This is a genomic window from Gemmatimonas sp., from assembly GCF_036405635.1.
Taxonomy (GTDB): Bacteria; Gemmatimonadota; Gemmatimonadetes; order Gemmatimonadales; family Gemmatimonadaceae; genus Gemmatimonas.
In genome coordinates this window covers 1-13,840 of record NZ_DASWXE010000070.1, presented here as the reverse complement: position 1 = coordinate 13,840, position 13,840 = coordinate 1, and the positions used below count along the sequence as shown (strand labels likewise).

Here is a 13,840-nt window from a genome sequence, read left to right as displayed (position 1 = left end):
CACACCGTGGTCTTGTCGCCAGCGACAAAGCTGCCAAACAGGCCATCGGCTTCGTCGATCATGACTTCCGCGCGGCCGTACTCGCGACGACCGCCGCCAACCACGGCGCCACCTTCGAGATGCGCGATGAGCTGCATGCCGTAGCACACACCGAGCACCGGGGCCACATCGAGCAGCGCTGGCGGAATGGTGGGCGCACCCTCATCGGTGACCGAGCTCGGGCCACCAGACAGGATGATGCCCGTGGGCTTCCACGCGCGAATCCAGTCGAGTGACTTGGTGGGCGGATGGATTTCGGAGTACACGCGGGCCTCGCGCACACGGCGGGCGATCAGCTGCGTGAACTGCGAACCACAATCGAGGATGAGGATACGGCTGTTCATCAGAACTTCCACTCCGGGCCGGTGAGCTTGAGGAACTCGACGGCCTTGGTATCGAGATCGAGAATCGCGCCGGTCGGCGCACCGTGCAGCCAGCCACAGGCTTCGCCCGGGCTGACCAGCAGTGAATCACCACGCGACTTCATTTCGGGCACGTGGGTGAAGCCATGCACGATCACTTCGTGCCCATCGATGGAGCGCTGATGCACGTCGGCGAGGTCGTGAATGAGCAACACCGACTTGCCGCCGAGGTCGAACGAGTGCGGTGACTCGAACAGCTCGGCCGCACCGAAGCCGGTGTTCGCTGCTGCGACGAGGGCATCGCGATCACCATCGTTGCGCCCAAACACGCCGAGCAGCGGCAACGAGAGATCCTGAAACGGCTGCAGCACAAACGGGGAGCAATAGTCACCGGCATGCATCACCAGCGACACACCTCCCTGCACCATCTGCTCCAGCAACGCGCGAACGGCCGGCACACGATCGTGGGTATCCGACAACAGGCCGATACGCATCAGGTGGTTCTCCACTGGAGATGGGCACGCTCGAGCCGCACGAGATCCTCGTAGCGCTCGCGTTCCGTGATGATGGCAAAGCGGGAACCGTCGGCGAGTACTTCAACGACACGCGGACGGGAGTTGTAGTTCGACGTCATGGTGTAGCCATACGCGCCCGTCGTCCGGATGGCGAGCAGTTCGCCGGCCGACACATCGGGCAGTTCGCGATTCTTCGCGAAGAAGTCACCGGACTCGCAGATCGGGCCAACGACATCGGCCGTGATCGTGCGCGGCGTATCCACCACCGCTTCGATGGCATGATATGCCTGGTACAGCGCGGGACGGATCAGGTCACTCATGCCGGCATCGGTGACCACAAAGTCCTTGCCGGCCGCATGCTTGCGATAGAGCACTTCGGTGAGGAGCGTGCCCGATTCGGCCACGATATACCGGCCCGGCTCGAGCAATAGCATGAGCTCCGTTTCGGTGGCGGCCGCGCGCACGATCTGCGCGTAGTCTTCCACGTCGGCCTCGCGCTCGCTGGCTTCGTATGGCACCGACAGGCCGCCACCCACGTCCAGGTACTTCACGTCGTGCCCTTCGGCCCGCGCGATCTCCACCGCCGTCAGCAGACGTGGCAGTGCATCACGCAGCGGATCGGCATTGCCGATCTGCGAGCCCAGGTGCATGCCCAGACCACGCAGCGCGATGTGCGGCAGGTCGCTGATGAGCGCGACCAACCGCGAAATGTCATCGCGCGGGATGCCGAACTTCTGCCCCTTCTCGCCGGTGCGGATGTAGGCGTGTGGTGTCTCGACCGTCACTTCGGGATTCACCCGGATGGCGATCGGCGCCACCACGCCCTTGCGGGCCGCCACGGCGTCGATGGTGACGAGCTCCGCCTCCGATTCCACGTTGATCAGCAGCACGCGGTCATCGAGTGCCTGCTCGATCTCCTGCACCGTCTTGCCAACGCCGCTGAAGACGACGTCGCGGCCGGTGAAACCGGCCTCGCGGGCGCGATACAGTTCACCACCAGACACAATGTCCACGCCGGCGCCGAGTTCCTGCAGCAGGCGCAACACAGACAGGTTGGAGTTGGCTTTCATCGCGAAGTGAATGCGATGCGGCACGCCCTCGAAGGCATGCGCCAGCCGTTCGTACCGCGCGCGAATGGTGCCGGCGCAGTACACGTATGCCGGCGTACCCACCGCAGCGGCGATCGTCGGCAGCGGCACGCTTTCCGCGTGCAACACGCCCTGCCGACGACTGAATCCGGATTCTGACATCGAGGTCTTGGAGTCGCCGGTCAGTACGAGCGCGCCCAGATGACTTCGTACTTGGCCGGTTCACCCGTCACCATGCACGTCGTCGGCGCGTTCGGCGACCGGAACTCCGCATCCGGAATACAGCGGATCGTCGCCTTCGTCTCTTCCTTCACGCGCTGCTCCACTGCCGGATCACCATTCCAGCCCGCATACACGAAGCCACCCGGGCCGTCCATGATCTCCTTGAAGCGATCATAGGTGATGTCACCACGATGGCTGTTGGCCTCCAGGCGCTCACGCGCCGCCGCCAGCATGTCCGCCTGGATCGACTCCAGAATCACCGGCAACTCGGTGCGCAACACATCAAACGCGATGGGCCGCTTTTCGCGCGTGTCGCGGCGCACGAGCATGCCACTCGACGACGCCAGATCACGCGGACCGATTTCCATGCGCAGCGGCACACCGCGCAATTCCCAGTGATAGTACTTGGCGCCCGGCTTGATGCCCACGCGATCGTCCACGTGCACGCGGATGCGCTCGTGATCGGGGCGCTTGAAGCTGCCCAGTTCATCGGCGATACGCTTGGCCGCTTCGATGGTGGCCGCACGTTCGTCATCGGTCTTCCAGATCGGCACGATGACCATCTGCGTCGGCGCGAGGCGCGGTGGCAGACGCAGGCCCGCGTCGTCGCTGTGCGTCATGACCAGCCCACCAATCATGCGCGTGGACACGCCCCAGCTGGTGTTCCAGGCGTGATCTTGCTGTCCGGCTTCGTTCTGGAACGTCAGGTCGAACGCCTTGGCGAAGTTCTGACCGAGGTTGTGCGACGTGCCAGCTTGCAACGCCTTGTTGTCCTGCATCATCGCTTCGGTGCAGTACGTGCGCAGTGCACCCGCGAACTTCTCCGCGTCCGTCTTCTGGCCGGTGATCACGGGCATGGCCATGTACTCCTCCATGAACGTGCGGTACACGCCCAGCATGCGGCGCGTCTCTTCCTCAGCCTCGTCATGCGTGGCGTGCGCGGTGTGCCCTTCCTGCCACAGGAACTCCATCGTGCGCAGGAACAGGCGCGTGCGCATCTCCCAGCGCACCACATTGGCCCACTGATTGTACAGCAACGGCAGGTCGCGGTAGCTCTGCACCCACTTCGCGAACATCGAGTAGATGATCGTCTCTGACGTGGGGCGCACGACCAGTCGCTCTTCGAGCTGCTTGCCGCCACCCATGGTGACGACTGCGCACTCCGGCGCGAAGCCCTCCACGTGCTCGGCTTCCTTCGACAGGAAGCTTTCGGGGATGAACAGCGGGAAGTACGCGTTCACATGGCCCGTGGCCTTGAACATGTCGTCCAGCGCGCGCTGCATGCGCTCCCAGATGCCGTAGCCCCACGGACGGATCACCATGCAGCCGCGCACCGGCGAGTAATCGGCCAGCTCGGAGCGCAGCACCAGTTCGTTGTACCAGTCGCTGAAGTTTTCAGCGCGGGTGGTCAGCTTCTTGTCGTCACTCATGGGGTGTTCCGGAATGCGAGGACGCCCAGGCCACCAGGGCATCGAGCGTGGTAAACGTCTGATCGTCGTGACCCGCGCGACGCACGCGCCACGGGGCATCGCCACTTGCCGGGTCGACGATGACAAAGGCGCCGGCGCCTGCCTTGCGCCCGGCCTCGAGCTGTTTGTCGAGCTTCTGCGACTTGAGCGCATACTCCACCATGCACTCGGCGCCGCGTAGTGCGGATGCCGTACGCAGCGCGGCGGCCGGTGCAGCCGGCGCGTCGGGCGACTGTGCCACCCAGTACGCTGGCGGTGCAGCGGACACCTGCATCAGTCCACGGGCACGCAACAGCTCACCGATCACGACATCGCCCATACCAAAGCCGAGTGCTGGCAGATCGGTGCCACCGAGCGACTTGAGGAGATTGTCGTAACGACCGCCGCCACAGATGGCGCGAAACTCACCCACGTTGTCGAACAGCTCGAACACGATGCCGGTGTAGTACGCGAGTCCACGCACGATGGTGAGATCGAAACGCATCCACTCGCCGACGCCCAGTGCTTCGCAGTGTGCGAGATACTGCGCAAACCGATCGAGGTGCGGCTTCACGGCCGGCGCATCACCATAGCGCGCCTGCACGGTCGCAAAGTCGAGCGTCGCAAAGCCAAGGATCACGTCCGCCGTTTCGGCGACGACGCCCGCTTCCGCGAGTTTCTCGGCGGACACCTCACGGGGCTGCCGTTCGAGCTTGTCCAGCACCGCATACACAGCAGGCCAGGTGCGCTCAGCGATGGCCAGATGCTCGAGCAGTCCGTTCAGCAGGCGACGATCACTCACGCGGGCGCGCACATCGGTGTGCGTCAGCCCGAACGCGCGCATGATCTCGATCGCGATCGACACCAGTTCAGCATCCGCCAGCACATCCGCTTCGCCGACCATGTCGACGTTGAGCTGAAAGTGTTCGCGCAAACGCCCCTTCTGGGTACGCTCATAGCGAAACAGCTGCGGCAACGAGAACCAGCGCACCGGCTTGCGCAGCGTCTGCGCCTTGGCGCCCACCATACGTGCAAACGTGGGCGTCATCTCGGGGCGCATGGCCACCGGACGCTCGCCCTTGTCCACGAAGTTGTAGAGCTGGGTGACAATCTCGTCGCCACTCTTCTGCGTGTAGAGCTCGAGTGGTTCAAGCGGCGGCCCATCGTACTCCTGAAACGCATAGCGCCGCACGATGCGGCGCCAGGTTTCGAAGATGTGGGCTCGCTCGGCGAACTGGTCTGGGTAGAAGTCTCGGAAACCCGGGAGCGGCTTGTGTGACATCCAAGTAAGCTACCGAGCCAACGGATCGACCTGCAACCGCTCCATCGCGTCGCCGACAGTGTGAAATGAGCCGGTCACGAGCACCGTTTCCGCCCCCACCTGCGCCTCGGCCAAGGCGCGGTCAAAGTCGTCGCAGCGCTCCACAGGCAACCCTTCGGCCTGGGCCCAGTCCATGACCTCGTCCAGCTGCCATGTCCGGTTGGCGGGCGCTGTGGGCGCCATCGTCACCAGAATGCGGCTGGCGGCCTTCGAGACCGCATGCAGGATGCCGCGCCAATCCTTGTCCCGCAGCACGCAGACGACGGCTGACAGCGGGTGCGGTACACCCACCGCCAGCAAATTCGCGACGACGGTGGCCGCCCCGTCTGCGTTGTGTGCCACGTCGAACAGCCACGGGGGCGAACGGTGGAACCGGCCTGCGATGCGCACGCCGGCGAGGTGTGTTGCGGCCTCCCGCTCGATCTTGGCCCATTCACCGCCTGCACTGCGCAACAGGGCCAGCGCCACCGACGCATTGTGCGCCTGGAACTGGCCGACCAACGGCGTCGTCAGGCGACGGCTGTCGGACATCCCGTTTTCGTTCACGGTCAAGGTGAAGGACGTGCCCTGTGCGTCCACCACGATGTCGTCTACCTGCCAGTCGCGACCTGTCACCAGCACCGGCCCCGAACCAACCGCCTCTGCCCGCTGCAGCAGCATGTCCCGAATGGCAGGACGGGTGTCACCCACGACGGCCGCCGCACCGCGCTTGAAGATGCCGGCCTTCTCCCCGGCAATGGCTTCAAGGGTGTCGCCAAGGTACTCGAGATGATCAAAGCCGATCTGAGTCACCGCGGCCGCGACAGGCTCCACGATGTTGGTCGCGTCGAGACGGCCTCCCAGGCCGACCTCGATGATGGCCACGTCGACGCCCTCATTGGCGAAGTGCGACAGCGCCATGGCCGTCGTGGCCTCGAAGAATGTCGCGCCCAGCTCCGTGAGCAGTGGTTCATGGCGCGTGAACCATTCCGTGATCGCCTCGTGCGACATCGGCTCGCCATTCACCACCACCCGCTCGGCAAAATCGACGAGGTGCGGCGACGTATAGCGGCCCACCCGACGACCGGCGCCACGCAGCAGCGCGTCGAGCGTGGCCACGGTGCTGCCCTTGCCGTTGGTACCGGCAATGTGGAAGACCGGATAGCGGCGGTGCGGATTGCCCAGGCGGGCCAGCAGGTCGGCGACGCGCTCCAGACCGAGGCGCCAGGCGCCACCGGTCCGGGCAAAGAGTCGCTCCAGCGCCTCGTGATATGCCGAGTCCATCGCCTGCGCCGCCTCAGTCGCCGGTACGCCCCGATTGGGGGTCAGCGGGTCCACTGTGGACAGTATCAGCCTTCCTGCAGGGCCTGAGCCTGTGCAGCCGGCCGGCCGGTCATATGACGCAGCAGGCGGGACAGCGTGTCCTTGAGCTCCTTGCGGTGCACGACCTGATCGACCATCCCCTTCTCGAGCAGGAATTCGGCCGTCTGGAAGCCTTCCGGCAGGTCTTGGCCCAGCGTCTGCTTGATGACGCGCGGGCCGGCAAACCCGATTACCGCGCCCGGCTCGGCCAGGATGGCGTCGCCCAGCATGGCATAGCTCGCGCTCACACCACCCGTGGTGGGGTTCGTGAGCACCGAGATGTACGGGATGCGACGCTCGGCCAGCTGCGACAGCACCGCCGACGCCTTGGCCATCTGCATGAGGGAGAGGATGCCCTCCTGCATGCGGGCACCACCCGACGCGGCCACGATCACCAGAGGGTGCTTCTTCTCGAGCGACCGCTGACCCAGGCGGGCGATCTTTTCGCCGACCACCGAGCCCATGGAGCCGCCCATGAACGAGAAGTCCATGATGCCAATACCCACCGGCATGCCTTCGAGCTGGCCGGTGACGGTGAGGATCGCGTCCGTGTCGCCGGCGTTCGTGAGCGCCTTCTTGAGACGCGCCGGGTAGTCCGGGAAGCCCAGCGGGTCGACCGAACGCAGCTCACCGCCCACTTCGTTCAGCGAGCCGTCGTCGATCAGGAAGGAGGCATAGTCCCATGCCCGGAGGCGACGGTGAAAGTCGCAGGACGGACAGACGTTCAAGTTCCGCAAGAACTTGTCACGAATGTCGGTGTGGCCGCAGGCCTCGCACTTCTCCCACGTATCCGGTGGGATCTCGAGACGCTCGCGACGGGGCTGACGGGGCTTTTTTTCCTTCCGGAACCAGGCCATAGACTGCGAAAGATTGGTGAACGTCGGGACGAAGGCTAGGTCTTGCGCGCCGACGAGGCTGCTGTATTGGGAGACCGGCCGCTCAGAGCCCGATGGCGTCCGGCTGCCCGCGCCCTTCGGCCGAGATACGCAGCAGGACCGCCACGGCGACCCAGCTGACCAGCAGGAACGATGGACCGTAGCTGAAGAACGGCAACGGGATGCCGGTGACAGGCATGAGGTTGAGGGTCATGCCCACGTTGACCATGACGTGCACGAACCAGGCGGCCACGAACCCGAAGGCGACCAGACTCGGGAACGCGTCGTTGGCCCGTGAGGCCACCCGGGTGCTGCGAAGGAAGAGTGCCAGGAACAGTGCCAGCGCCACGCTGACACCGAGAAACCCAAGCTCCTCTCCCACGACCGAAAATATGAAGTCGGTGTGCCGTTCGGGAAGAAACTGCAGACGCTTCTGACTGCCCTGCGTGAACCCCTGCCCGAACAGGCCGCCAGAACCGATGGCCACCTTGCTCTGCGTGACGTGATATCCGGACCCCCGCATGTCGATGCTGGGATCGAGAAACACGAGCAGTCGCTTTTGTTGGTACGGTTTGAGCTTGTCCCAGAGCAGCGGTGCCACCACGCCTGTGACCACGTTGGCCACCACCACCACCACGCCCTCGGCGAGGAATGGCCGGTACCACAGCACCAATGCAACGAGAATGAGAAACCACGCCCCCCACACGCCCGTGCTGAAGGCCAGCACGAGGCTGATGCCCGGGCTGGCCAGCATCAGCAGCAGCTGCCATTGCACGCCGGCCCAGAACAGCATCGCGAAGCAGATGCCGATGAACACGATGCCGGTGCCGAGGTCTGGCTGTTTCATCACGAGCAGCCATGGGATGCCCACCACCAACAGCGGTCGCCACAAATCCATCAGCGAACGCGGGGCCTCACGTTGCGCGGCGAGCACACGGGCGAGCATGAGCGTGGTGGCCAGCTTGGCCAATTCCGCCGGCTGACCGATACGTACACCGCCGATACTGAGCCAACCCTTCACACTGGCGGCCGTACCCGCACCCGTACCAATGAACAGAACCAGCACGAGCAAGGCGCAACTGAGTGCGTAGAGCGGCCACGCACTCCATTCGATCAGACGCACCGAGCCGCGGGTGACAACCCACGTGGCTGCCAGGCACAATCCGAACCACGACAACTGTCGCTTCCAGGCACCGGCCGTGATGGTGGACGGGGCGTCGATCTGGCCCGCCGAAAACACCATGGCGATGCCGAACGTGGTGAGCAGCAGCGCGATGAGCAGCAGCGGGAAATCGATGCTCTGACGGCGCAGGACGCTGGTGACGGGCATGTTTGCGTTCGTCCTCAGTCGTTGGTGACGCTGGACATCGTGAGCTGCGTCTTGAGATAGCGCTCCATCAGCTTGGTCGCCACACGCGCCGCAGCCGAACCGTGCAGGCCTTCTTCAATCACGATGGCCAGCACGATCTTCGGATTGTCCGCCGGCGCATAGCCTACGAACCACGCGAAGTCCTTGAGCGGCGGGACCTGTGCCGTGCCGGTCTTACCGGCAATGGTCAGTCCGCGAATCTGCGCACCAGCGGCCGTACCACGCGACACCACGTCGGCCAGCGCCATCTTCATGCCTTCGAGCTGTTCGGCCGTCAGGTTGAGGATCTGCTTGCGTTCCGGTTCGCGTGCCACGATTTGCGGTGTGGCCGCGCTGCCGTCGGTGGCCAACGCGGTGTAGAACTTGGCCATGTTGAGCGGCGTCTGCGCGTTGTTGGCCTGTCCGATGGACAAGCTCAACACCACGGAGGGATTCCAGCCCCGCGCGCCATACTTCCGGTCGAAGTAGTCGCGGCTCTCGGGCCAGATGGGCGTGCGCTCATTGGGCAGGTCGATACCGGTCTTTTCGCCGAAGCCGAGCTTCACACCGCCGGCCAACAGGCGCGCCAGGCCGATCTTGAGACCAAGCTGGTAGAAGTACACGTCGCACGACTTGGCGATGGCCTGGGCCAACGTCACGTCGCCATGTCCCTTCTTGTCCCAGCACTTGAACACGCGGCCGTAGTAGTAGCCGCCCGTGCAGCCGCGCTCCATGCGCGTATCCATGGTCACGAGGCCAAGCTGCAGACCGATGGCCGCCGTGGCGAGCTTCCAGGTCGACGCGGGCGGGTAGGTGCCCTGCAGTGCGCGATTGACGAGCGGCTTGTGCTCGTCATCCAGCAACGACTGGTAGAATGCGCCCGACACACCACCGATGAACCGGTTGATGTCGTAGCTCGGTGCGCTATACAGTGCGAGCACGCCGCCGGTGGCGGGTTCGAGTGCCACGACGGCACCGCGCAGCGAATCGCCAAAATAGTCGTGCGCGTACTTCTGCAGATCGAGATCGATGTTGGTACGCAGCGGCGCCGGCGCCTCGGGCTGCACATCGGCGCGCACGCCGTTGTCACGCACCACGCGATTGCGGGCGTCGACTTCCACGTAGCGACTCCCTTCCCGTCCGCGCAGCTGCTCTTCGTACTCGAGCTCCACGCCGGCCTTGCCGATCTGCTGGCCGGCCTTGTACTCCACGAACCGTTCGCGCGTGAGTTCGTCTTCGGAGATTTCGCCCGTGTATCCCACCAGTGCGGCCATAGCCTCACCATCCGGGTAGTAGCGCTTGGGCGAACTCTGGATGATGAGCCCGGGAAACTCCACACGACGTTCTTCCAGCACCGACACGACCTGGAACGAGGCGTCGTTGAAGATCACGGCGGGACGCGTGGGTGCACGGCGATAGCGCCGCACGGCCAGCGCCTGCTGCGCCGAATCGATGGTGATGACCTTCGACAACGTGCGCAGGGCGGACCGCAACGAATCTTCCGTGGGACTCAGGATCGATACCGAGTAGCCCGGCAGGTTCTCGGCGATGATCTCGCCTTTGCGATCGTAGATGATGCCGCGCGCACCAGGCAGCGGCACTTCGCGCAGGCGGTTGCTCTCGGCCTGCAGCGCATACGACGCGCTGTCGAGCACCTGCGCACGGAAGAACGCCGTCCCCAACGCAAGGAACGAGACGAAGAGCAGTCCGCGCGCCACACGGGCGCGTCGCAGCACCGAATTCGGGTGGTAACTCACCCGGTCACCTCTCAGAGCGACTGTGGGCGATACAGCGGACGGAACATCACCAGCAGCAACATGGCCACGAGGGCCGTCAGCGCGGCCGACAACGGTGACCAGACGAGCAGCGCAATCACGAGCGACACTCCGGATGATACACCGGTCAGCAGGGCGAGTGCGATATCGAGCACCCACTTTCCCGCGAACACGAACAGTCCGGTGAGTCCCACATGATCAGCAAAGAAGACGGCCTTGAGCCACGACGCGCCGTATGCGATCAGCGTGAGGGCGAGCGCGTGAGTGCCAAAGGTGCCGGGGGCCATCGCGTCGAGCGAAATGCCCACGAGGAACCCGGTGATCGCCGCCACGCCCGGGCGCATACGCACGGCAGAGAACAGAATCGCGATCAGGGCAAAATCGACCGCGACACGACCGGCCACGAGCGGGCGCACGCCGAAGTGCGCGGCGATCAGGATGGCAAAGCCGATCCACGCACGCACCGCACTGGCCACGCCGGTATTGGACTGTGGCGCCGGCCTCACTGGCGTTCCTCGTTGGGTGGCGGGCCGGTGGGGCGTGCGCGCGCGATGCTGTCCGCCCGCTGCTTCGCCCGCACACTGTCAGACCGCTGACGGGCACGCACGCTGTCCGCACGCAGACTGTCGGCGCGTGTCATCACGCGCGGTGCCGGGCGCGTGCCCAGTCCACCACCGATCGTGTCGGCGGCGGCAAGGCTGTCGGCCAGCTGCGCTTCCAGGGCGGCACGTCGAGCCGCGAGTTCATCGAGCGCCGCCTTGCGGGCCAGCGAGTCACCAGCGGCAGCCACCGCCCGTGCCGCGCTGTCGGCAGCAGTGACGGTGGTCCACACGCCATTCACGCCGCGCTGAGCCCGCGCGGGCAGCAACACCAACACCGGTCCGATCGCCTCAGGCAACACCGCAGGCTTCACGAGATAGGTGCGCGCCCACTTCTCCGGCGTGACGATCTCACCGATCACTGTGCCGACGGGGATGCCGCGCGGATACGTCGCCCCGAGACCGGAGCTGACGATGATCGTGCCCGAATCGAGCTTCGCGCGGAACGGTACGCCACGCATCTCCAGCAGCCAGCGTTCGGCGCCGGCGCCAAGGTGTGGCTGCACGATGCCGAAGGCGGTCTGATCGACGCTCATCGCACTCACGCGAAAGTCGGGATGCGCCCACGTGATGGCGAAGCTCGTGCTGTTGTCCACGCTCTCCACCATGCCGACCAGTCCATCCGCCGTCACGACCGGCAAGAACGGCTGCACACCCGTGTTGCTGCCCGTGGTGAGCGTGATGGTGAATTCGTCGCCGGCACGTGATGGCAACAGCTCGGCCGGCACAAAGCCATCCTGCAGTCGGGCCGACAACCCCAGCAACTTGCGCAGCACCGCGTTTTCATCGGCGACGGCGCGCACATTCATCGTGTCGCGCACCGCGCGACCGCGCGTCTGCAACAGCGCGTCGCGTGATTCCACGGCCGCCCGTACACCGGCAGCGCGTCCTTCGAGGGCGACGAGCGGCGCGAGCACCGTCGTGCGCATCGACATCGCGGTTTGCTCCCGCGTGCGGCGCGACATCAGCATGGCGAGTGCGGCGAGTGCCACACACACCAGCACCAGCACCGTGTCGAGCCGTCCTTCCCCACGAACCGTGCGGGCCACGCGCTCAGCCCGCGATCAGGTGGTGAGGACCGACCAGTACTTCTCTTCGTCGTCGAGAATCTTGCCGGTGCCGCGCACCACGCACGTCAGCGGATCTTCATCGACGTGAATGGGAAGACCAGTCTCCTGCGACAGCAACACGTCGAGGCCGCGAATGAGCGCACCACCACCCGTCATCACGATGCCGCGATCGACGATGTCGGACGCGAGTTCCGGCGGCGTGATTTCCAGCGCGCGACGCACCGCATCGACGATCTGCTGGATGGGCTCCTGCACCGCTTCACGGATTTCGCTCGAGTGCACACGCACCGTCTTCGGAATGCCGGAGACGAGATCGCGGCCCTTCACTTCCATCTCGCGCTCGTCACCCACCGGATACGCCGAGCCAATCTGAATCTTGATCTGCTCCGCCGTCGGTTCGCCGATCAGCAGGTTGTAATTCTTGCGCATGAACTGGACGATGCTGATGTCGAGTTCATCGCCGCCCGTGCGGATGGACGTATCGCTGACGATACCAGACAACGCGATGACGGCGATTTCCGTCGTGCCGCCACCGATGTCGATGACCATGTTGCCGGTCGGCGATTCAACGGGCAGCCCCACGCCAATGGCGGCAGCCATCGGCTCGGTCACCATGAACACTTCCTTCGCACCGGCGCCAAGAGCGGAGTCGCGCACGGCGCGCTTCTCCACTTCTGTGATGCCAGACGGCACGCACACGATCACGCGCGGCTTCACCTTGAAGACGTGCTTGTCGATCACGAGCGTGAGAAAGTAACGGAGCATCTTCTCCGTCACATCGAAGTCGGCGATCACGCCGTCTTTCATGGGACGCACGGCCATGATGCCGTCAGGCGTGCGCCCCAGCATGCGCTTCGCCTCGAGTCCGACACCCTTGATCTTCTTCGTTTCGCGATCAAGCGCGACGACGGAGGGTTCGTTCAACACGATCCCCTCGCCCTTCACGTAGATCAGCGTGTTCGCTGTACCGAGGTCCACGGCGATGGCGTTCGCCGGGAAGAACGAATTGGACTTGCTGAAGGGCCAGAACATCCAGGGGGATCACGGGGCGGCAACCCGATGCGCGGGCTACCTCGATGAAGAACGACAATGTCTATGGGGGTAAAGTACCGGAGCACACGAGAGCGGACAAGCTGTTGTGGGATCGTGACCTAGCACACCACCCGACATACCAGCCGCATTGACGCGACAGGTCCGGTAACGAACAAGCCGCAGGATCGACCGGGTCGACCCTGCGGCTCATGCACAACGGTCCGGCGACTACGCGACGAAGCTGGCCGGGTCGGTCATTTCGAGTCCGAACGACTCCGCCACGCCACGATACGTGACCTTACCGGCGGACATGTTCAAACCCTTCAGCAGTGCACCATTGTCCTTCAGAGCCTGCTTCCAGCCCTTGTTGGCGAGCTGCAGCGTGTATGGCAGCGTGGCGTTGGTGAGCGCCAGCGTGGACGTGCGCGGCACGGCGCCTGGCATGTTGGCCACGCCGTAATGGATGATGCCGTCCACGGTGTACGTCGGGTTCTCGTGCGTGGTCGGCTTGATGGTCTCCACGCAGCCGCCTTGGTCGACCGCCACGTCCACGATCACCGCACCGGGACGCATGCGCGCAAGATCGGCGCGACGCACCAGCTTGGGCGCCTTGGCGCCCGGGATCAGCACGCCACCGATCACCAGATCGCAGGTGCTGATCTGTTCGAGGATGTTGTGGCGATTGGAGTGGATGAGCTGCACGTTGGCGGCCATCACGTCCGACAGGTAGCGCAGGCGCTCGAGTGAGAGGTCGAGCACCACCACCTTCGCGCCCAAGCCGGCCGCCATCTTGGCTGCGTTCACG

The 13,840-nt window shown here is 64.8% G+C and carries 13 protein-coding genes; all 13 read right to left on the bottom strand.

Annotation, left to right across the window (positions count from 1 at the left end; translation table 11 throughout):
• On the bottom strand, nt 1-383 hold a 383-nt coding region (locus VGE27_RS05010), incomplete at its 3' end, for a glutamine amidotransferase-related protein (protein WP_414653539.1).
• Nucleotides 383-895 (bottom strand): metallophosphoesterase family protein, encoded by a 513-nt coding sequence (locus VGE27_RS05005; RefSeq protein WP_331048537.1) that lies wholly within the window; start codon nt 893-895, stop codon nt 383-385. The genes VGE27_RS05005 and VGE27_RS05010, both read right to left, overlap by 1 nt.
• Entirely contained in the window at nt 895-2,166 is a 1,272-nt protein-coding gene (gene lysA, locus VGE27_RS05000; RefSeq protein WP_331048536.1) for a diaminopimelate decarboxylase, read from the bottom strand. Before lysA ends, VGE27_RS05005 begins: the two co-directional genes overlap by 1 nt.
• 20 nt (nt 2,167-2,186) lie before the next feature.
• Nucleotides 2,187-3,656: a proline--tRNA ligase gene (proS, locus tag VGE27_RS04995; RefSeq protein WP_331048535.1), complete on the bottom strand. Its 1,470-nt coding sequence runs from the start codon at nt 3,654-3,656 to the stop codon at nt 2,187-2,189.
• Nucleotides 3,649-4,956 (bottom strand): histidine--tRNA ligase, encoded by a 1,308-nt coding sequence (gene hisS, locus VGE27_RS04990; protein ID WP_331048534.1) that lies wholly within the window; start codon nt 4,954-4,956, stop codon nt 3,649-3,651. The genes proS and hisS overlap by 8 nt, the downstream gene beginning before the upstream one ends.
• Before the next feature lie 9 nt (nt 4,957-4,965).
• Complete coding sequence (locus VGE27_RS04985; RefSeq protein ID WP_331048533.1) at nt 4,966-6,312, bottom strand: folylpolyglutamate synthase/dihydrofolate synthase family protein; 1,347 nt, start codon at nt 6,310-6,312, stop codon at nt 4,966-4,968.
• Nucleotides 6,313-6,323: 11 nt separating this feature from the next.
• A complete protein-coding gene (accD, locus tag VGE27_RS04980) occupies nt 6,324-7,193 on the bottom strand; it encodes an acetyl-CoA carboxylase, carboxyltransferase subunit beta (protein ID WP_331048532.1) in 870 nt (289 codons plus the stop codon).
• An 82-nt stretch (nt 7,194-7,275) separates the two neighbouring features.
• A complete protein-coding gene (gene rodA / locus VGE27_RS04975; RefSeq protein WP_331048531.1) occupies nt 7,276-8,541 on the bottom strand; it encodes a rod shape-determining protein RodA in 1,266 nt (421 codons plus the stop codon).
• A 14-nt stretch (nt 8,542-8,555) separates the two neighbouring features.
• The gene (gene mrdA / locus VGE27_RS04970) at nt 8,556-10,316 is read right to left on the bottom strand and encodes a penicillin-binding protein 2 (protein ID WP_331048530.1); all 1,761 of its coding nucleotides are present in this window, start codon (nt 10,314-10,316) and stop codon (nt 8,556-8,558) included.
• A gap of 11 nt (nt 10,317-10,327) precedes the next feature.
• Nucleotides 10,328-10,840, bottom strand: a complete 513-nt coding sequence (gene mreD / locus VGE27_RS04965) for a rod shape-determining protein MreD (RefSeq protein WP_331048529.1) — start codon at nt 10,838-10,840, stop codon at nt 10,328-10,330.
• Entirely contained in the window at nt 10,837-11,982 is a 1,146-nt protein-coding gene (gene mreC, locus VGE27_RS04960) for a rod shape-determining protein MreC (RefSeq protein WP_331048528.1), read from the bottom strand. Before mreC ends, mreD begins: the two co-directional genes overlap by 4 nt.
• Nucleotides 11,983-11,997: 15 nt before the next feature.
• A complete protein-coding gene (locus VGE27_RS04955; RefSeq protein WP_331048527.1) occupies nt 11,998-13,035 on the bottom strand; it encodes a rod shape-determining protein in 1,038 nt (345 codons plus the stop codon).
• A gap of 228 nt (nt 13,036-13,263) precedes the next feature.
• Nucleotides 13,264-13,840: alanine dehydrogenase (locus VGE27_RS04950; RefSeq protein ID WP_414653538.1), on the bottom strand; the 577-nt coding region annotated here is incomplete at its 5' end.

Coding starts and splice junctions, on each gene's coding strand:
- lysA (WP_331048536.1), bottom strand. CDS start 2,166: ATGTCAGAATCCGGATTCAGTCGTCGGCAGGGCGTGTTGCACGCGGAA.
- accD (WP_331048532.1), bottom strand. CDS start 7,193: ATGGCCTGGTTCCGGAAGGAAAAAAAGCCCCGTCAGCCCCGTCGCGAG.
- VGE27_RS05005 (WP_331048537.1), bottom strand. CDS start 895: ATGCGTATCGGCCTGTTGTCGGATACCCACGATCGTGTGCCGGCCGTT.
- hisS (WP_331048534.1), bottom strand. CDS start 4,956: ATGTCACACAAGCCGCTCCCGGGTTTCCGAGACTTCTACCCAGACCAG.
- proS (WP_331048535.1), bottom strand. CDS start 3,656: ATGAGTGACGACAAGAAGCTGACCACCCGCGCTGAAAACTTCAGCGAC.
- rodA (WP_331048531.1), bottom strand. CDS start 8,541: ATGCCCGTCACCAGCGTCCTGCGCCGTCAGAGCATCGATTTCCCGCTG.
- VGE27_RS04955 (WP_331048527.1), bottom strand. CDS start 13,035: ATGTTCTGGCCCTTCAGCAAGTCCAATTCGTTCTTCCCGGCGAACGCC.